21 protein-coding genes and 1 pseudogene are annotated in these 18443 nt (G+C 70.2%); 11 read left to right on the top strand and 11 right to left on the bottom strand.

Going from position 1 to position 18443, the window contains the following annotated elements:
• Window positions 1–22: 22 nt before the first annotated feature.
• Complete coding sequence (locus tag PV721_RS12570; RefSeq protein ID WP_319723367.1) at window positions 23–1690, bottom strand: fumarate hydratase; 1668 nt, start codon at window positions 1688–1690, stop codon at window positions 23–25.
• A 149-nt stretch (window positions 1691–1839) separates the two neighbouring features.
• Here PV721_RS12570 and PV721_RS12575 point away from each other — a divergent pair, with 149 nt between their 5' ends.
• Window positions 1840–2511, top strand: a complete 672-nt coding sequence (locus PV721_RS12575; protein WP_319723369.1) for a DUF1707 SHOCT-like domain-containing protein — start codon at window positions 1840–1842, stop codon at window positions 2509–2511.
• 134 nt (window positions 2512–2645) lie between these two features.
• Complete coding sequence (locus PV721_RS12580) at window positions 2646–3014, top strand: WhiB family transcriptional regulator (protein ID WP_319723370.1); 369 nt, start codon at window positions 2646–2648, stop codon at window positions 3012–3014.
• Window positions 3015–3235: 221 nt separating this feature from the next.
• On the opposite strand, the gene glpX is transcribed toward PV721_RS12580, so the two are convergent.
• Complete coding sequence (glpX, locus tag PV721_RS12585) at window positions 3236–4267, bottom strand: class II fructose-bisphosphatase (RefSeq protein ID WP_030159594.1); 1032 nt, start codon at window positions 4265–4267, stop codon at window positions 3236–3238.
• 237 nt (window positions 4268–4504) lie between these two features.
• Between glpX and PV721_RS12590 the strand changes: the two genes are divergently transcribed.
• Window positions 4505–5023 carry a DUF4245 domain-containing protein gene (locus PV721_RS12590; protein WP_319723434.1) on the top strand — a complete coding sequence of 173 codons (519 nt, stop codon included), beginning with the start codon at window positions 4505–4507 and terminating at the stop codon, window positions 5021–5023.
• Window positions 5024–5222: 199 nt separating this feature from the next.
• On the opposite strand, the gene PV721_RS12595 is transcribed toward PV721_RS12590, so the two are convergent.
• The 4 genes from PV721_RS12595 to PV721_RS12610 form a co-directional block, all read right to left on the bottom strand.
• On the bottom strand, window positions 5223–5813 hold the full coding sequence (locus PV721_RS12595) for a malonic semialdehyde reductase (protein ID WP_319723377.1): 591 nt from the start codon (window positions 5811–5813) through the stop codon (window positions 5223–5225).
• A gap of 97 nt (window positions 5814–5910) precedes the next feature.
• A complete protein-coding gene (locus PV721_RS12600; protein WP_319723379.1) occupies window positions 5911–6129 on the bottom strand; it encodes an exodeoxyribonuclease VII small subunit in 219 nt (72 codons plus the stop codon).
• A gap of 106 nt (window positions 6130–6235) precedes the next feature.
• Window positions 6236–7450: an exodeoxyribonuclease VII large subunit gene (gene xseA / locus PV721_RS12605; RefSeq protein WP_319723381.1), complete on the bottom strand. Its 1215-nt coding sequence runs from the start codon at window positions 7448–7450 to the stop codon at window positions 6236–6238.
• Between the two features lie 33 nt (window positions 7451–7483).
• Window positions 7484–9115, bottom strand: coding sequence for an APC family permease (locus tag PV721_RS12610; protein WP_416371082.1), 1632 nt, complete (start codon window positions 9113–9115; stop codon window positions 7484–7486).
• 85 nt (window positions 9116–9200) lie between these two features.
• Here PV721_RS12610 and PV721_RS12615 point away from each other — a divergent pair, with 85 nt between their 5' ends.
• Window positions 9201–10193 (top strand): 4-hydroxy-3-methylbut-2-enyl diphosphate reductase, encoded by a 993-nt coding sequence (locus tag PV721_RS12615; RefSeq protein ID WP_319723383.1) that lies wholly within the window; start codon window positions 9201–9203, stop codon window positions 10191–10193.
• A 21-nt stretch (window positions 10194–10214) separates the two neighbouring features.
• Window positions 10215–11036 (top strand): polyphosphate--glucose phosphotransferase, encoded by an 822-nt coding sequence (ppgK, locus tag PV721_RS12620; protein WP_319723384.1) that lies wholly within the window; start codon window positions 10215–10217, stop codon window positions 11034–11036.
• Here the strand turns inward: ppgK and PV721_RS12625 are convergent.
• The gene (locus PV721_RS12625) at window positions 11033–11431 is read right to left on the bottom strand and encodes a DUF6542 domain-containing protein (protein ID WP_319723387.1); all 399 of its coding nucleotides are present in this window, start codon (window positions 11429–11431) and stop codon (window positions 11033–11035) included. The genes ppgK and PV721_RS12625 overlap by 4 nt on opposite strands.
• A 255-nt stretch (window positions 11432–11686) precedes the next feature.
• Between PV721_RS12625 and ychF the strand changes: the two genes are divergently transcribed.
• The 3 genes from ychF to PV721_RS12640 all read left to right on the top strand — a co-directional run bounded on the left by ychF (window position 11687) and on the right by PV721_RS12640 (window position 15086).
• Complete coding sequence (gene ychF / locus PV721_RS12630) at window positions 11687–12775, top strand: redox-regulated ATPase YchF (protein ID WP_319723389.1); 1089 nt, start codon at window positions 11687–11689, stop codon at window positions 12773–12775.
• A gap of 221 nt (window positions 12776–12996) precedes the next feature.
• Window positions 12997–14616, top strand: a complete 1620-nt coding sequence (locus PV721_RS12635; RefSeq protein WP_319723391.1) for a restriction endonuclease fold toxin-2 domain-containing protein — start codon at window positions 12997–12999, stop codon at window positions 14614–14616.
• Entirely contained in the window at window positions 14613–15086 is a 474-nt protein-coding gene (locus PV721_RS12640) for a hypothetical protein (protein ID WP_319723392.1), read from the top strand. The genes PV721_RS12635 and PV721_RS12640 overlap by 4 nt, the downstream gene beginning before the upstream one ends.
• Window positions 15087–15314: 228 nt before the next feature.
• Here PV721_RS12640 and PV721_RS12645 read toward each other — a convergent pair whose 3' ends face one another.
• From PV721_RS12645 to PV721_RS43870, 4 genes and pseudogenes are all read right to left on the bottom strand, one after another.
• Window positions 15315–15578 carry a type II toxin-antitoxin system RelE/ParE family toxin gene (locus PV721_RS12645; protein WP_319723393.1) on the bottom strand — a complete coding sequence of 88 codons (264 nt, stop codon included), beginning with the start codon at window positions 15576–15578 and terminating at the stop codon, window positions 15315–15317.
• Window positions 15571–15840, bottom strand: coding sequence for a type II toxin-antitoxin system Phd/YefM family antitoxin (locus PV721_RS12650; protein ID WP_319723395.1), 270 nt, complete (start codon window positions 15838–15840; stop codon window positions 15571–15573). Before PV721_RS12650 ends, PV721_RS12645 begins: the two co-directional genes overlap by 8 nt.
• 400 nt (window positions 15841–16240) lie before the next feature.
• On the bottom strand, window positions 16241–16855 hold the full coding sequence (locus PV721_RS12655; protein ID WP_319723397.1) for an antibiotic biosynthesis monooxygenase: 615 nt from the start codon (window positions 16853–16855) through the stop codon (window positions 16241–16243).
• A 149-nt stretch (window positions 16856–17004) separates the two neighbouring features.
• A pseudogene (locus PV721_RS43870) lies at window positions 17005–17073 on the bottom strand (Uma2 family endonuclease); the annotation flags it as partial.
• Between the two features lie 188 nt (window positions 17074–17261).
• On the opposite strand from PV721_RS43870, the gene PV721_RS12660 reads away from it, so the two are divergent.
• Genes PV721_RS12660 through PV721_RS12670 form a run of 3 tightly spaced genes read left to right on the top strand, consistent with a single transcriptional unit; the run spans window position 17262 to window position 18423 of the window.
• The gene (locus tag PV721_RS12660; protein WP_319723399.1) at window positions 17262–17639 is read left to right on the top strand and encodes a PadR family transcriptional regulator; all 378 of its coding nucleotides are present in this window, start codon (window positions 17262–17264) and stop codon (window positions 17637–17639) included.
• On the top strand, window positions 17636–18226 hold the full coding sequence (locus PV721_RS12665) for a hypothetical protein (RefSeq protein WP_319723401.1): 591 nt from the start codon (window positions 17636–17638) through the stop codon (window positions 18224–18226). Before PV721_RS12660 ends, PV721_RS12665 begins: the two co-directional genes overlap by 4 nt.
• A complete protein-coding gene (locus PV721_RS12670; protein ID WP_319723403.1) occupies window positions 18223–18423 on the top strand; it encodes a hypothetical protein in 201 nt (66 codons plus the stop codon). Before PV721_RS12665 ends, PV721_RS12670 begins: the two co-directional genes overlap by 4 nt.
• Window positions 18424–18443 lie beyond the last annotated feature (20 nt).

Genomic DNA, 18443 nt, shown 5'->3' on the forward strand with positions numbered 1-18443 from the left:
CTCTGGGGGCAGGGGGGCCGGGCTACGCCAGCCCAGGGCCCCGGACCGGGATGTGGGTGAACGTCGGCTCCGGGGCCGGGTTCTGGAAGAAGTCGTTGCCCTTGTCGTCGACCACGATGAAGGCCGGGAAGTCCTCGACCTCGATCTTCCAGACCGCCTCCATGCCGAGCTCCTCGTACTCCAGGACCTCGACCTTCTTGATGCAGTCCTGCGCCAGGCGCGCCGCCGGGCCGCCGATCGAGCCCAGGTAGAAGCCGCCGTGCGTGCCGCACGCGTCCGTCACCTGCTGGGAGCGGTTGCCCTTGGCCAGCATGACCTTCGAGCCGCCCGCCGCCTGGAACTGCTCGACGTAGGAGTCCATACGGCCGGCCGTGGTCGGGCCGAAGGAGCCCGAGGCGTAGCCCTCCGGGGTCTTCGCGGGGCCGGCGTAGTAGACCGGGTGGTCCTTGAGGTACTGCGGCATCTCGGCGCCCGAGTCCAGCAGTTCCTTGATCTTGGCGTGTGCGATGTCGCGCGCCACGACCAGCGGGCCGGTCAGCGAGAGGCGGGTCTTGACCGGGTGCTTGGTCAGGGTCGCCAGGATCTCGTCCATCGGCTGGTTGAGGTCGATGGAGACCACGTCCGCGGAATCGTCGAGGTGAGAGTCCGTGGTGTCCGGCAGGAAGCGCGCCGGGTCCGTCTCCAGCTGCTCCAGGAAGACGCCCTCGGCGGTGATCTTCGCGGTCGCCTGGCGGTCGGCCGAGCAGGACACGGCGATGGCGACGGGCAGCGAGGCGCCGTGGCGCGGCAGGCGGACCACGCGGACGTCGTGGCAGAAGTACTTGCCGCCGAACTGCGCGCCGATGCCGATCTTCTGGGTGAGCTCGAAGACCTTCTCCTCCAGGCCGAGGTCACGGAAGCCGTGGCCCGTGGCGGAGCCCTCGGTGGGCAGCTCGTCCAGGTAGTGCGCGGAGGCGTACTTCGCGGTCTTCAGCGCGTGCTCGGCGGAGGTGCCGCCGACGACGATCGCCAGGTGGTAGGGCGGGCACGCTGCCGTACCGAGCGAGCGGATCTTCTCCTCCAGGAACTTCATCATGGAGGCCTCGTTGAGGACCGCCTTGGTCTCCTGGTAGAGGAAGGACTTGTTGGCCGAGCCGCCGCCCTTGGCCATGAAGAGGAACTTGTACGCGCCGCCGTCGGTCGCGTACAGCTCGATCTGCGCGGGCAGGTTCGAGCCGGTGTTCTTCTCCTCCCACATGGTGATCGGGGCCATCTGCGAGTAGCGCAGGTTCAGGCGGGTGTACGCGTCGTAGATGCCGCGCGACAGCGCCGCCTCGTCGCCGCCCTCGGTCAGCACGTTCTGGCCGCGCTTGCCCATCACGATCGCCGTGCCCGTGTCCTGGCACATCGGCAGCACGCCGGCCGCCGCGATGTTCGCGTTCTTGAGCAGGTCGAGCGCGACGAACTTGTCGTTCGAGGAGGCCTCGGGGTCGTCGATGATGCGGCGCAGCTGCGCGAGGTGCGCGGGGCGCAGGAAGTGCTGGATGTCGTGGATGGCCTCTTCGGCGAGCTTGCGCAGGGCCTCGGGCTCGACCTTGAGGAACGTACGGCCGTCCGCCTCGAAGGTGGACACGCCCTCGGAGGTCACCAGCCGGTAGGGGGTGGTGTCCTCGCCCAGGGGCAGCAGGTCGGTGTACGCGAACTCCGGCATCGTGTGGCCAATCCTCACTCGGCAGACAGCGCTGGCGACCAATTGGCAGCGCAGTCCACCAGCGTAGAACCTCCCGCCGGGGACGTGTCTGTGAGGTAAGGCTCACTCGGTAGTATCGCGATCTATCGTGTCTCGCTATGCTGGGTGCCGTGGACCTGGAAAAGCAACCCGCCGCCCCCGCAGCCGCAGCCTCTCCCGCCGAGTTGCGCGCCTCCGACGCCGACCGGGACCGGATCGCGCAGATCCTCGGCGACGCCCTCGCCGAAGGCCGGCTGACCTCCGACGAGCACTCCGAGCGCCTGGACTCGCTGTACGCCTTCAAGACGGTCGGCGAACTGGAAGGTCTCGTACGGGATCTGCCCGCGCCCGGCGGCGCCCATGCCCCGTTCGCGCACCCGGGCCCCGCGGCGCCGGCCGGTGGTGCGGCGCCCGCCGAGACGATCGTCGCCGTGTGCAGCAGCTCCGCCCGCAAGGGCCGCTGGCGGCCGGGCGCGCACACCCGCGCGATCTCCGTGATGGGCGACATCAACATCGACCTCACCGAGGCCGTCTTCGAACAGCAGATCACCCAGATCAACGTGACCTCCGTCCTCGGCAACGTCGAGGTCCTGGTCCCGGAGAACGTCACCCTGCGCGGCTACGGCAGCGGGGTCCTCGGCAACTTCGAGGTGCGCGGCGAAGGCCGCGGGGAGACCGACCCCCAGGCGCCGGTGGTGATCGTCCGGGGCTTCGCCCTCCTCGGCAACATCGAGGCACGGCCCAAACCGGGCGCCCGCCTGGTCGATCTGGCCCGCAAACTGCGCAAGCGCCAGGACGGCTGAAAGCCGCTCACGGCGGGGGTCGCGTTTCGGACGAACCCCCGCGGCACGGCGGCACCCGGTGCATAGGGGCGCGTGCAGCGGGTAGGGACAGGTGCATCGTCTCTCGCTCGCGTACCCGTCGTCAGGAGTAGACCGTGCCGCATCCGCCGCATCAGTCCCTGAAGGTTGCCGCCGTGCCGAAGCCGCGGGTGCCGGCGAGGGCTGAGGACGGCCCATGGCATGCGGAGGCGGTGTGCCGCAGGGACGAGGCGGGGCTGTTCTTCGCCCCCTCCAAGGAGCCCACGGCGGCCCGGCTCTCCCGCGAGGAGGCCGCCAAGCGCGTCTGTGCCCGCTGCCCGGTCATGGTCGCCTGCCGGGAGCACGCACTCCTCCAGCCCGAGCCGTACGGCGTCTGGGGCGGCCTCACCGCAGCCGAGCGCCGGGTTGTCCTGGCGCGCATGCGCCGCAGGGCCGCCGAGCTGCGCCAGGCCCCGGCGGCCGGACCCGTCGCAGCCGCGGGCTAGCCGACACCGGCGCTCAGGCCGACGGCCGGAGCGGGCCGCACCGCGGCCGGTCCGGGGCGCGCGCAGCCCCGTACAAGCCTCACCCCGTACGAGCCGCAGGTCCCCCGTACGCGCCGTAGGCCCCGTACGAATCCGCGGGGACACAGCGAGAGGGGCGGTCACCGCCGCACACGGTGACCGCCCCTCTCGCTGTGGACGCGCGCTGTCGGCCTGCTGCCGGTCTACTGCGCGCGGTCGAAGTCGATCGCGCTGTACGCGCGCAGCTTCGACAGGCGGTGCGTGGAGTCGATCTGCCGGATCGTGCCCGACTTCGAGCGCATGACCAGCGAGGACGTCGTCGCGGTCTCCGAGCGGTAGTGCACGCCGCGCAGCAGCTCGCCGTCCGTGATGCCGGTGGCGACGAAGAAGACGTTGTCGCCGGACACCAGGTCGTTCGTGTGCAGGACGCGGTCCAGGTCGTGACCGGCGTCGATCGCCTTCTGGCGCTCGGCCTCGTCCTTCGGCCACAGCTTGCCCTGGATCGTGCCGCCGAGGCACTTGATGGCGCAGGCCGAGATGATGCCCTCGGGGGTGCCGCCGATGCCCAGGAGCAGGTCCACGCCGGTGCCCTCGCGCACCGCCATGACCGAGCCCGCGACGTCGCCGTCCGAGATGAACTTGATCCGGGCGCCGGTCTCGCGGATCTCCTTGACGATGCCCTCGTGGCGGGGGCGGTCCAGGATGATGACGGTGACGTCCTCGACGGCCATGTTCTTGGCCTTGGCGACGCGCCGGATGTTGACCGAGACGGGGGCGTTGATGTCGACGAAGTCGGCGGCCTCGGGACCGGTGACGAGCTTCTCCATGTAGAACACCGCGGACGGGTCGAACATGGTGCCGCGGTCGGCGGCGGCGAGCACGGCGATGGCGTTCGGCATGCCCTTGGCGTTCAGGGTGGTGCCGTCGATCGGGTCCACCGCGATGTCGACCTCGGCACCGGTGCCGTCACCGACCCGCTCGCCGTTGAAGAGCATCGGGGCTTCGTCCTTCTCGCCCTCGCCGATGACGACGACGCCGTTCATCGACACGGTGGAGATCAGGGTCCGCATCGCGTTGACCGCGGCGCCGTCGGCGCCGAGCTTGTCGCCGCGCCCGACCCACCGGCCCGCGGCCATGGCGGCGGCCTCGGTGACCCGGACGAGTTCCAGGGCGAGGTTGCGGTCGGGGGCCTCCGGAGAGACTTCGAGCTGGGGCGGCAGGTTGTGCTCGGTCATCGGAGCGCACCTTTCTGTACGGCGACGGCCGGGAAGTGAGGGTGCTGGAACTCTATCGGTACGTCGACATATTGAGCAGAGCGGGTCACGTATGAGCGGAATATCGGTCAGGCGTTTGGCCTGAGCGGACATCTTGCGGGGCCCGGGGGAATCTCAAGCGTCCGCCGTGCGGCCCGCCGGCGCGACCCCGGCGATGATCGCCCCCCTGTGATGCGGGACGATGGTGCCGTGGCAGGTATGAAAGGCAAGCAGACGGTCTGGGACATGGTCCGGTCGCTGGGGGTGATCGGCATCGTCGTCGCCGGGATCTACCTCTTCGTCCCCCATGACGAGGAGGCCGATCCGACGCACGCGGTCGACTACCGGGTGGAGACGCTCACGGCCCGGCGCGCGGCCCCGTACCCGGTGGCGGCCCCCGTGGGGCTCCCGGAGCAGTGGCGTGCGACCTCGGTGACCTACGAGCGCAAGAACGCCAACGCCTGGCACCTGGGCTTCCTCGACCCGGAGAAGCAGTACGTGGCGGTGGAGCAGTCCACGGACACCACGCCCAAGTACCTCGCCCGGGTCACCCAGAAGGCGACGGCCACCGGACAGACCCAGCAGGTCGGCGACACGGCCTGGGAGCGCTGGGACGGCGAGAAGTACGACGCCCTCGTCCGCCGGGAGCAGGGCCACGTCACGGTGGTGACGGGGACGGCGTCGTTCGAGCAGCTGGGCGCGATGGCGGCGGCGTTGGAGTTCAAGCAGGGCAGCTAAGTACTGCCCCGGTCCGTCCGGGACGAGCCGGTGCCGTGCGGGACGAGCCGGCGCCGTGCGGGACGAGCCGGCGCCGTGCGGAAGCGGACCTCGGCCGGCCGGCCGGCGCGGATGTGAGAGAAGGGCCGTGCGCCCCGGGATCCCGGGGCGCACGGCCCTTCTCGCGCACTGCGGCCTGCGGCTACGGCCGCGGCCGGGCTCAGACGGTGGTGACGACCTCGTCGAAGGCCAGGCGAGGGGAGCGCGGGAAGGCGGCGTCCTCGCCCGGCTTGCCGATGTTGACGACCATCAGCGGGGTGTGGTCGGCGTCCAGGAACTCCTTCTGGATGCCGCTGAAGTCGGCGCCGGTCATCGGGCCCGCGGCCAGACCGGCGGCGCGGACGCCGACGATGAAGTACGCGGCCTGCAGGGCGGCGTTCAGCAGCGCGGACTGCTCGCGGACCGGGCGCTCGGCGAAGAACATGTCCTTGGCCTGCGGGAAGTGCGGCAGCAGCTGCGGGAGCTCCTCGTGGAACTCGTTGTCCGCGGAGAGGATCGCGACCAGCGGCGCGGTGGCGGTCTTCGCCGCGTTGCCCTCGGCCATGTGCTTCACGAGGCGCTCGCGCGCCTCGGGGGAGCGGACCAGGGTGATGCGCAGCGGCGTCTGGTTGAACGCGGTGGGGCCGAACTTCACCAGGTCGTAGATCGCCTGGACCTGCTCCTCGGTGACCGGCTCGTCCGAGAACGAGTTGGCCGTGCGGGCCTCGCGGAACAGCAGGTCCTGCGCGGCGGAGTCAAGAACGAGAGACATCGGAAAGCCTTCTTCCATACGGAGGTGAAGCGATGTCCCTGACTCTACGGCCGAAGTAGATGAACTTTCAACTAAATCCTCCCGAGGGTGACCGGGATCACTCCTCCTCGGCCGGTTCGCGCGCCGCCAGCGCCGAGTCCAGCCGGGCCCGGGCCCCCTCCAGCCAGTGCCGGCAGACCTTCGCCAGCTCCTCGCCGCGCTCCCAGAGCGCCAGCGAGTCCTCCAGCGAGGTCCCGCCCGCCTCCAGCTTGCGGACGACCTCGATGAGCTCGTCGCGGGCCTGCTCGTATCCCAGCGCGGTCTCGGCCTCTGCCATTCCCTTTTCCACCCTGTGTGTGTAGTGCAACCAGTCGGTTGCGGCCGTATGTCGTGTTTCCGGGGCCCGCTGCCCGGGCTGCCGGGTGCCCGCTGCCCGTTCCTCGCTACTCGGGCGGTGCGACCCGTACGGAGAAGGTGCCCTCCGCCACCCGTGCGCGCAGCACCTCGTCCGCCGCGAGCCCCTCCGGCGAACGCACCACATGCCCGTCGGCCCGCTGCAGCACGGCGTACCCGCGCTCCAGGGTCGCGGCCGGGGACAGCGCTACCACCCGGGCGAGGGTGTGGGCGAGCTCCGAGTCGGCCCGGTCCAGCAGGTGCCCGAGCGTGCGCCGGCCGCGCGCCAGCAGCGCGTCCAGTTCGTCCTCCCGCATCTCCACCATCCGCTGCGGGTGGACGAAGACCGGCCGGGCGAGGGCGTGCGCGAGCCCGCGCTCCTCCCGGTCGAGCAGACCGGTCACCGCGCGCAGCCCCCGGGCCTGCAGCTGGCGCACGCGCTCCAGCTCCTCGCCCACGTCCGGGACCACCTTCTTCGCCGCGTCCGTGGGCGTGGAGGCCCGCACGTCCGCGACCAGGTCCAGCAGCGGGGAGTCGGGCTCGTGGCCGATCGCCGAGACCACGGGGGTGCGGGCCGCCGCGACCGCGCGGACGACCTCCTCGTCGGAGAAGGGCAGCAGGTCCTCCACGCTGCCGCCGCCGCGCGCCACGATGATCACGTCGACCTCGTCCAGGGCGTCGAGCTCCTTGACCGCCTGGACCACCTGGGGCACCGCGTGCACGCCCTGGACGGCCACGTTGCGCACCTCGAAGCGGACGGCCGGCCAGCGGCGCCGGGCGTTCTCCAGTACGTCGCGCTCGGCCGCCGAGGCCCGCCCGACCACCAGCCCGATCAGCTGCGGCAGGAACGGCAGCGGCTTCTTGCGGTCCAGTGCGAACAGCCCCTCGGAGGCCAGCGACCGCTTGAGCCGCTCCAGCCGGGCGAGGAGCTCACCGATGCCGACGGGCCGTATCTCCGTGGCCCGCAGGGACAGCTGCCCGCGCGGGGCGTACCACTCCGGCTTGGCCAGCAGGACGACCCGCGCGCCCTCCGAGACCACGTCCGCGACCTCGTCGAAAACCTGGCGGAAGCAGGTCACGCTGACCGAGATGTCGTGCGAGGGGTCGCGCAGCGTCAGGAAGACCACCCCCGCCCCCGGCCGCCGCGAGAGCTGCGTGATCTGCCCTTCCACCCACACCTGACCGAGCCGCTCGATCCAGCCCCCGATGAGCCGGGACACCTGGCCTACCGGCAGCGGCGCCTCGGCCGACGTATTCAGACCCATGCACGCAGGCTAACGGGCTCCGCTGACAGCGTCTCAGGCCCCGGGGCGGGTGTCGGGTCCCGGGGCCGCGGAATCCACGGGTCCGCCGGGTGCGCGCGAGGCGCCGGGAGTGCCGGCCGCGCCGGGTGTGCCGGCCGCGCCAGGTGTGCCGGCTGCGCCGGGTGAGCCGGGTGAGCCCGGTCCGTCCGGTGTGAACGGTCCGGACGGACCGCCGCGCCGGCCGCGCCGGCCGCGCCGGCCGCGCCGGCCGCGCCGGCCGCGCTGGGCGACGAGCACGCCCAGACCCGCCACCAGCCACACCGCCCCCACCACCTGCGCCGTCCAGGAAGCCTCCACGATCACCGCGACGGTCACCGCGGCGCCGAGCCCCGGCATCACCAGGTGCTTCCACCAGACCGGCGGGCCCTCCCGCCGCTTCACCACGAACCACCCCACCACCGACGCGTGCAGCAGGGTGAAGGCCACCAGCGCCCCCACGTCCACGACGGACACCAAGTGGTCCAGCCCGTCGTCGCGCCGGGCCGCCCACACGGCGGCGACCAGCGTGATGGCGGCCGCCACCAGCAGGGCGAGTCGCGGGGTGCCGTCGGAGGTCCGCGCGAGCACCCGGGGCAGCCGCCCCTCCCGGGCCATCGCGAACACCAGCCGCCCGGCCGCCGCCTGTCCCGCCAGCGCTGCGAAGGCCGCCCCGATCGCCTTGCTGACCGCCACCAGGTCGTGCAGCCAGGTGCCGACCGAGGACTCCACCGCGTCGTAGAAGGCCGGTCCCTGCAGCCCCGGATCGGCCGCCAGTTCCGCGGCGGACACGGGCATGAGCAGCGCCGCCAGATAGCTCTGCGCGATGAACAGCAGCCCGGCCAGCGCCAGGCAGAAGAGCACCGCCCGCGCCACGCGCTCCGAGCTGCCCGCCCGTCGCCCGCCACCACCCTTCCGGGGTGCTCCGCGCCCCTTCTCACCCACCTCTTCGGCGAAGGAGGCGATGGCGTCGAAGCCGAGGTACGACAGCACGGCCACCGACACCGCGCCCAGCACCGCGGCCGTGCTGAAGCCGAGCGAGCCGTCACCGGTCAGCGGCGAGAGCCAGCCGCGCTGCGCCCCGCCCTGGGCCAGCACGGTCACCGCGGCGAACAGGAAGACCCCCAGGACGAGGATCTCCATGGCCAGCACGGCGAAGCCCACGCGCGCGGCCGCCCGTACGCCCCACAGGTTGAGGAGGGTGGTGACCACGACGGCCAGGGCCGTCCACACCCACCGGGAGACCTCCGGCACCAGCGCGTTCATCGCGATCCCCGAGAAGAGGTACGCGACCGCCGGGATCAGCAGGTAGTCGAGCATCGCCATCCACCCGGCGATCAGCCCGGGCCCCTCGCCCAGGCCCTTGCGGGCGTAGGTGAAGACCGAGCCGGCCTGCGGGGCGACCCGCACCATCTGGGCGTAGGAGAAGGCCGTGAAGGCCATCGCGACGGTCGCGGCGAGGTAGACGAGGGCGACCGCGCCGTGCGACGTGGCGTCCAGGGTGCCGAAGATCCCGACCGGGGCCATGGGGGCGATGAAGAGCAGCCCGTAGACGACCAGGTCCCGGAAGCCGAGGCTCCGCCGCAGCGGGCCGGCCGGGGCCCGCTGCGGTACCGGGGCCGCCGTACTGGGATCCGTACCCGACACCATCGGCCCTCCGGGGATGCTGTGAACACGCTTGCGATCAAGTGTGGGACGGACGGGGGACGAACGGCCTGCTGGGGACCCCCGTACGATGGAGGGCATGACTGCTGCCGCTTCCCGCCGTGTCCTGCTCGCCGCCCCTCGCGGCTACTGCGCGGGCGTCGACCGAGCCGTGATCGCTGTCGAGAAGGCTCTCGAGCAGTACGGCGCGCCGGTCTACGTCCGCCACGAGATCGTGCACAACAAGTACGTCGTCCAGACGCTGGAGAAGAAGGGCGCCATCTTCGTCGAGCGGACGGAGGAGGTGCCCGAGGGCTCCATCGTGATGTTCTCCGCGCACGGCGTGGCGCCGGTGGTGCACGAGGAGGCGGCGCGCGGCAAGCTCGCGACGATCGACGCCACCTGCCCGCTGGTCACCAAGGTCCACAAGGAAGCCGTCCGGTACGCGAACGAGGACTTCGACATCCTCCTCATCGGTCACGAGGGCCACGAGGAGGTCATCGGCACCTCCGGCGAGGCCCCGGACCACATCACGATCGTCGACGGCCCGGACGACGTCGCCAAGGTCGAGGTGCGGGACGAGTCGAAGGTCGTCTGGCTGTCGCAGACCACCCTCTCGGTCGACGAGACGATGGAGACGGTCGAGGCGCTGAAGACCAAGTTCCCGCTGCTGGTCTCGCCGCCGAGCGACGACATCTGCTACGCCACCTCGAACCGGCAGGCTGCCGTGAAGGTGATGGGCGCCGACTCCGACCTGGTCATCGTGGTCGGCTCGAAGAACTCCTCGAACTCCATCCGGCTGGTCGAGGTCGCGCTCGACGCGGGCGCGGGCGCCGCGTACCTCGTCGACTTCGCGAGCGAGATCGACGAGGCCTGGCTGGAGGGCGTCACCACCGTCGGCCTCACCTCGGGCGCCTCGGTGCCGGAGGTCCTGGTCGAGGAGGTCCTGGAGTGGCTAGCGGCGCGCGGTTACGCGGACGTGGAGATCGTCAAGACCGCCGAGGAGTCCATCGTCTTCTCGCTGCCCAAGGAGCTCCGCCGCGACCTGCGCGCGGAGGCTGCCGAACTGGTCGCCGACAAGTAACTCCTTTCGTACGGTATGTCCATGCAGATCTTCGGCGTGGACATCGGCGGATCCGGGATCAAGGGCGCTCCCGTGGACCTGGACCGTGGCGACCTGGCGCAAGAGCGCCACAAAGTACTGACACCGCAGCCGGCCACCCCAGACGGGGTGGCCGGCTGTGTCGTCGAGGTGGTGCGCCACTTCGACTGGGACGGCCCGGTGGGGGTCACCTTCCCGGGGGTGGTCACGGGCGGCGTCACCCGAACGGCGGCCAACATGGACAAGGCGTGGGTCGGCGTCGACACCGCAGACCTGATCTCGGCGCGCCTGGACGGCAGGCCGGTCACGGTCCTCAACGACGCGGACGCGGCGGGGATCGCGGAGATGACGTACGGGGCCGGGAAGGGGCGGGACGGCACCGTCATCCTGCTCACATTGGGCACCGGCATCGGGAGCGCCCTGTTCCGGGACGGGCTGCTCGTCCCCAACACGGAGCTCGGACACCTGGAGCTGAAGGGCCACGACGCGGAGACGCGGGCGTCGGTGAAGGCCAAGGAGGACCACGGCCTCACCTGGGAGCGCTGGGCGCACCGGGTGCAGAGGTACCTGGAGCACGTGGAGATGCTCTTCTCCCCCGACCTCTTCATCATCGGCGGCGGCGTCAGCCGCAAGCCGGAGAAGTTCCTTCCGCTGATCGAGGGCGTCCGGGCCGAGATCGTGCCGGCGAAGCTGCAGAACAACGCGGGGATCGTGGGCGCGGCGATGGCGGCGAAGGGGTCCACCCGGGGGCGGGGTCAGGGCCAGAGCCAGAGCCAGGGCCTGGATCCCGGCCAGAGCCAGAGCCAGAGCCAGAGCCAGGGCTAGGAGGTCGAGGCGGTCCGGCGGGGGAGCCGCCTCTTCCCGATCAGCACCGCCTTGCGTACGACGACGATCAGCGCGGCCACCAGCGTGCCCGCGTACAGCCAGCCGGCGTGCAGGGACAGGGCGGACACCAGCCCCATCAGCTGCCCGCCGAAGCCGCCGGAGCCGCCGCAGATGGGCCACACTCCGGCGGCGAAGGCGATGGGGGCGCTGATCGGCGCGGTGATCAGATCGGCGGGCCGTACCCAGAGCGCGGCGGCGGCCGCGACGGGCACGAAGAGCAGTCCGTAGACGAAGAGCGAGGAGCCGAAGAGCAGCCAGCAGATCCCGGCGACGAGCACCATGGCGGTGCACGCGAACAGCCCGCCGCCGAGCCCGGTCAGCCGGGGCCGGGGCATCCGTCGCGCCGCAGCGGGCCGCGGAGCGCGGCCCTGGGCGGGCACGCCCGTCGACGGCCGCCGACGCTGGGCCGGAGGTCGCTGCGGGTGAGGTGCCGGTCGCGTGCTGTATTGCTCCACCCCACCAAACTAGGCGGGGAGGCGGCCGGATCGGGCCCCGGACACGCGTACATCCACCGCCACTCATCGGAAAGTAAACTGTCCGGTGGCCCACCTCCGGGCCGCCGCCCCCTCCAGCTACGGGAAGTCGCCAACGTGTCGCTCACGATCGGAATCGTCGGCCTGCCGAATGTCGGCAAGTCGACCCTGTTCAACGCCCTGACCAAGAACGACGTGCTGGCGGCCAACTACCCGTTCGCCACGATCGAGCCGAACGTCGGCGTCGTCGGCGTCCCGGACCAGCGCCTCGCCGTGCTGGCCGGCATCTTCGGCTCGCAGCGGGTCCTCCCGGCGACGGTCGACTTCGTCGACATCGCGGGCATCGTCCGCGGCGCCTCGGAGGGCGAGGGCCTGGGCAACAAATTCCTCGCGAACATCCGCGAGTCGGACGCCATCTGCCAGGTCATCCGCGCCTTCAAGGACGAGAACGTCGTCCACGTCGACGGCAAGGTCTCGCCGAAGGACGACATCGAGACGATCAACACCGAGCTGATCCTCGCCGACCTCCAGTCCATCGAGAAGGCGGTGCCGCGCCTGACGAAGGAGTCCCGCCTCCAGAAGGAGAAGGTCGCGGTCCTGGCCGCCGTCGAGAAGGCCCAGAAGATCCTGGAGGAGGGGCACACCCTCTTCTCCCGCGGCATCACCAAGGGCACGGAGCAGGGCGACCTCCTCCACGAGCTCCACCTCCTCACCACCAAGCCCTTCCTCTACGTCTTCAACGTGGACGAGGACGAGCTGACGGACGACGCGTTCAAGGCGGAGCAGTCCGCGCTGGTCGCCCCGGCGGAGGCGATCTTCCTGAACGCGAAGCTGGAGGCGGACCTGGTCGAGCTGGACGACGAGGAGGCCCTCGAACTCCTCCAGTCGGTCGGCCAGGACGAGCCGGGCATGGCCACCCTGGGCCGCGTCGGCTTCGCCACCCTGGGCCTGCAGACCTACCTGACGGCCGGCCCGAAGGAAACCCGCGCCTGGACCATCAAGCAGGGCGCCACCGCCCCCGAAGCCGCCGGCGTGATCCACACCGACTTCCAGCGCGGCTTCATCAAGGCCGAGGTCATCTCCTTCGCGGACCTGGTCGACTGCGGCTCGGTCGCCGAAGCCCGCGCCAAGGGCAAGGCCCGCATGGAGGGCAAGGACTACGTCATGCAGGACGGCGACGTGGTCGAGTTCCGCTTCAACGTCTGATCGCATCCCTAGAGGCGCCCTGACCTGCTAGAACGCGGGTCAGGGCGTGGTGCTGTCCGCAACAGTCCGCAGATCGGGTCGGCCCAGAGGGGGAAGCAGTACGCCGCTGGGTCCTTCGAACTGTAGGCGCAATGTCGCGCAGACGTCGCCGTATTCGTGCGTTAGCTTGATCGTTCACGTCAGCGGTGGGGAGGGGCGTCGCGAGTGGGCTTGCGCCTGACTTGGAGTTCATCGCGGAGGGCATGATCCGCGGTTCCATGGGATTGATCGAGACGATGCGTGGGGCTCGGGACACCGCCATTGCGCTGGGGCATGAGCTGGCACGGCAGCAGGGGATGGCCGGTGACGACGACGCAGGACGCTCGTTTGCCAAGGTCTACGCGCCAGCGGCGTCCACAGCTCTGGACAAGATGGGATTCAGCTCCTACATCCTCGGGGCCACGAGCCGTGGTCTGATGCGTAATGCCCGTGAATTCATGGCTCAGGAGAGCCGCACGGCGTCGGCGTTCCTGGGGAAACAGGTCGACCTGACTGGGGGCATGGGTGACCCGGGCGCCGACTGCACGGAGAGCTACCTCGGCCTCGGGCAGGAGCTCCCCGGAGTGGTGGGCGAAACCGCTTGGTACGACCAGTACGCGCCAGCAGGACGTGGCGATCGGTTCCGTGGTTCACCGGAGAAGATCCGCGCCGTTGGTCGGTCCTGGCAGCACGCCGGCTCCCTCTTGCAGCGGTTCCTGGAAGATGCCCAGACCTACGCCTCGACCGCAAGTAAAGCGCACTCGGGGGAGGCAGCGGATGCCTTCCAGTCGTACTTCAAGCACTGTGTGGGTCTTACCTGCCCTCCAGCAAAGGCGCAGCAGGACGAGCCGTTGGTGACGAACCTGGTGGCCGCGTGCTCTCAGCTGGCAAAGGCATGTGCGCGGTACGCCGATCACGTGGAGGCCGCCAAGGCGAAGATCCGGGACCACAAGAACGACCTGTTCGAAGTGGACATGCCCTGGGACACACCCATGTTCGGAGGCAACGGCTACGACGGCGGGCTGCACGATGCCGTTCTCGGCGACTCCTGGATACACGACCTGGGAGACGTCGCCCACGCGCTCGACTCTTCCGCAGCGCGAGTCACGCTCCCCGATGCAGGAGGCCCGGCGGCTCCGGGGCTCCCCGGGGTGCCGTTCCTGCCCCCGCTCATCCGCCTGCCCGTTCCCTTGCCGATCAGGCTCGCGTCGTACGCGGGGACCCCTGCACTCCTGCCGATGGTCAACTCTGTTGACCCCGGCATCCCGTTCGCTGATCCCATTGCCCCGGTGCCCGGTACTACCAAGCTACTCACGGCCTCGGAGCAGCAGCAGTTCCGTACGTGGATGAACTCGCTCACGCCTGACGGCTTCGCTGGCGGCGGAGGCCCTAGCGACCCGGATAACGCCTATCAGCTGCGCACTTCCGGGTACCCGGAACGGGAGGTGCCACTGGCCGGGAAGAACCGTGGACTGATGGTGGACGGCATACGGCCCGTTGACGGATACCTCGTCGAGGCGAAGCACGTTCGTGATCCCGACTGCAAGAAGAAGAGCTTCCGATCCCTTGACCGCTTGGAAGAGACTCTGACCAAACCGGTCAAGGTGGACTCGCAGGGAAAGATCGCTTGGGATCCCGTCATCGACTCCATGTACGCCGGTGAGGAGAAGGAGCTGGTCCGGTACAAGCAAGCAATGGAAAACCCCGCAAACAGCGAGATACGGGGGCTGGAGATCGTCACGAACGGCAAGGACAACGCTGCCTACTGGCAGTCCATGATGGCGATGTCGGGTACGCCGGGCTCGACGCGATACGTGCCGTGAGACAGAGGAAGACCGTGCCCACTGAACGGAATATCCGAACCAATTTTGCCTTCTACCCGCCCCAGGGCGACGGCGGAGCTTGGCGAGCCACGGCCGAGTCTCTGGAGAGGGCTCTGAGGGAGGCGTTCCCCGAGCCGGCCGTGGAGTATCGGATCTCGGGGATCCACAGTGTGCCCGTCCTCGATTTCGAGATCGAGCTGGCGCCTGGCGTATGGATCGACGGGACGGCGTCGATGCCTGAGCCCGACTATGCCTACATCACTCTGACCGACGTGACCGCAGGCGAAGCCGCTGTCTTCGCGCGGTGGCTTCGGGACTCCTTTGTGCCCGCACCGCACCTCGTCTGGTTCGCGAGCAGCCTCGCTGTGGCGAACGGCGAGCAGGACCCGTGGCCGCTGCCGGCCGAGGGTGGGGACGAAGAGATCGCGGCGGAGCTGCGCAGGCACCTCGACTCCGTCGAGACCCCGTAGGCCAGTCCGCAGACAGTCCGCAGGACACCCGTAAGCGACCGTCGGGACCCAACGCTCGCCAACGGAGAAACGCCTGGTCAGGGTCCCTTACGGGGCTCCGCCGCAGGTCAGACTCGGGCCACAGACATTCCGCTTCAACGTCTGATTGGACGTGAATAGCGGCCTGACCTGCGAGAAGGCAGGTCAGGCCGTTGTGCTGTCCGCAGCAGTCCGCAGAACCTGGAGCGGCTACGTGTCGTAGACCGTGGAACGGTGTCCGACGTGCACGACCCACACCACTAGTTCCCCGTTGTCGATGGTGTAGACGACGCGATAGTCGCCGACTCGTAGGCGGCGGCGCTCAGGCTGGGATACGAGCGCGGTGGTGTTGAAGCCGAAAGGGTCGCTCTCCAGCTCTGTCAGTTTGGCCAGGATGCGAAGCGCCGTGTCGCGCGGGATCTTGCGAAGCTCGGTCTGGGCCTCGGGCCGGAACACCGTGCGGTAGTCACTCACTGCGTGCCAGCGTCTCCCTCATCACGTCCTCGATCGGGACGCCGACGGCCGGGCTCGCCATGCGCTCGTCGATGATGCGGTTGATCTCGCGCTCTTCCCACTCTTGATACTTGCGCAGCACCTCGATCGAGACCACGGCGGCGACCTGCTTGCCGCGACGGGTGATGACAGTGGGAATGTCGTCGCGGTCGGCCCGTTCGACGACTTCGGCCAAGTGAGCGCGTACGTCGCGGATGGACTCTATGGGCAGCGGCTGAGTCATGCCTCAAGGGTACCGAGTGTGCCATGTGTACACAATCTGAGTGGCATGCACTCGTTGGGATGAGCCACCGATTGGGTGGCCAATTCCGGGGACAGAGATCCCGCGGCCATGCGGCCCCCGCAGGAGCCCCCGCAGGGGCGCCCGCGTACGACGCCACGCCCCCGGCCGATGGACTGATTTCGCAAGCGTGCAGTCAGAAGGGGCCGACTCCTCCCGGAGCCGGCCCCTTCGTCATCACCGTGCTGGATGGTGCTGGATGCGATCTCCGAGGAGCGCGTTTTCGCAGGTGTGTCTGGTTTGGTCAAACGTGCATGAGGAAGGGGCTGGACTCGTCGAGTTCGACCCCTTCTGCATGCTCATGCCGACTTGGTGACTGGCGATCGCGGAACCGGAGGCAGGGTCAGGCGTGGGGTACCGCCGTGGCGAGGACCACCTCGAATTCCTCGAGGCTGCGGGTGGTTGCGCGAGCGTTCGCCGTGGCCTCTCCGCGGACCGCCGCGACGGCGCCACGGGATGCCACGAGTGCGTCGCGGTCGGCGTAGAGCGCGCCGACAGCGGCTCTGCCGCGGTCGCGATCGATGAGCAGGGAGATGCCGGCCAGTCCGGGGACCTTCTGGACCTTGGGCAGTGAGGTGTCGCGGAACGTGTCCACCAGCAGGTCGATGTCGGCCGGCTCGACGTCCATGTGGACCAGCCGGAACCCCGCGCCCGGCCCGAGTTCCTCTGCGCGCCGGGCGACCGCCGCTTCCCAGTTGTCGACCGTCACGGTCTGCGCGAAGGGCGCCATCATCTCGGCCCGCCGCTTGCTCAGGTTCTCGTAGCTTGCCTGCCGGGAGGCCTCGTCCTCCCACCACGATCCCACCAGGAGCTTGCCGAGCTCGCGGTCGGCGAACAGCCCCATCCCGCGAAAGCCCGGTTGCGCCGACAGCAGCGCACGCCCGTCGGTCCGGAGCGCCTCGGCGACCCCGTCGAGCTCGGCCGGATCACCCGTTGCATAGATGCTGCGAACGTACATAGCGCCCTTCCTGCCTTCCGGTGGCCCTGCGCGGGCTCGTGTTTCCACTCCATGCGATGACCGGGGTGGATGGGGGGCAACGCGGCAGGGGCATTCAGGTGAAGAGGTGAGCCGTTGGCCCCCTGCTGCTTCCCGTGCTGGGATGGCGCTGGGGCATCTGGCTCCGCGAACCAGCCTTCCGCGCGGGGCGGACGCATCCAGTCGGGCAGTGCGGTCATGAGCCGACCCTAGCGATTGCAGCCCTCATGAGGGGGCCGCAGAGGTGCAGGGAGACCTCGGGCCCTGGTCCTGATTCGGCGCCGGCTCGGTGCCGACTCCCCGTGGGGTCGGCCCCATCGGTGTTGCCGGGCCGGGGCGGCGCGTAGTTTCTTGCGGTGCAAGGTAGTGCGGGACTATCTTGTGGTGCATGACAAAGGAACTGCCCGCGACCGGTGACCAACGGCGCAGTCAGCTCCTGCGCGGGGTGCTCGACCTCTGTCTGCTCTCGCTGATCGCCGAACGGCCGAGGTACGGCTTCGAGTTCGCCGAGGCGCTCGCCGGCGGTGGGATGGAGCTGGTCAGCGACGGCAGCATCTATCCGCTGCTCGCGCGGATGGAGCGGGCGGGGCTCGTGTCCTCGTACCGTGCTCCGTCGCCCAGCGGCGGCGCCCCGCGCAAGTACTACCGCCTGACCGAGGCGGGGCGCACCGAACTGAGCGGAGGCCGGGCCGACTGGCAGGCCTTCGCCGGGGCGGTGGGCCGGATCCTGGCCGGTACGGAGTCCACGGGGGACAGCACATCATGACGAACGCGCAGATACTCGCCGCCTGCCGCAGCAACTGGGAGTACCGGGGGGTCGACGACGCCTCCATGCGCGAGATGCTCGACGAGCTCTCCGCGCACCTCGAGGACGCGGAGGCCGCCGGCCGCACCGCGCAGGACGTCGTCGGCCGGGACGTCCGGGCCTTCGCCGCGTCCTGGGCGCGGGCCCGCGCCCCGCTCTCCCGCCGGGCGCCGCGCACGGTGGCCATGGCCTGTTTCGCGGCCGGCTGCCTCCTGCTGGGTGCGTACCTGATCCGGTGGACCACCGAGGTGGATGTGGCCGCCGCCTTCCTCGCGTTCTGGCTGGCCACCGCGGCGGCCACGGTCGCTTGGGAGCTGCGGCGGGGCAGCATCGGCCTGGTGAAGAACTGGCTGGTCGGCCTCGCCGTCGGTCTGCCCGCGGCGATCGTCACCCAGCGGCTGGCCGGCGACGGGGTGCTGTTCGTCCTGCCGTTGTGGGCCGCGGCGCTCCTGCTGCTGCCCGGACTGCCGTACGCCGTCGCCGACGCGCGCGCGGCGAAGCGCCGGCGCAAGGCCGAGGTCAAGGCCGAGGCCGAAGAAGCCCCGTGACCACAGTGAAGAGCTGGAATGGAATGGCTCAACTCGCGCTTGTGCAACGGATGGTGCTGCGCAGCGCGGGCCAGGTCCGGATCTCCATGGCGATGCTGTCGCTGCTCTCCCGCCTCCCGGGCAAGGACCGGCTCATGGTCAAGGCCGTCGAGCCGATCCACAGGGCCGCCGCGGCGATCACGCTCAAGCAGTACTGACGGCCCCGGCCGCCGCCGCG

Origin of the sequence: Streptomyces sp. MB09-01, from assembly GCF_033794505.1 — a bacterium.
GTDB lineage: Bacteria > Actinomycetota > Actinomycetes > Streptomycetales > Streptomycetaceae > Streptomyces.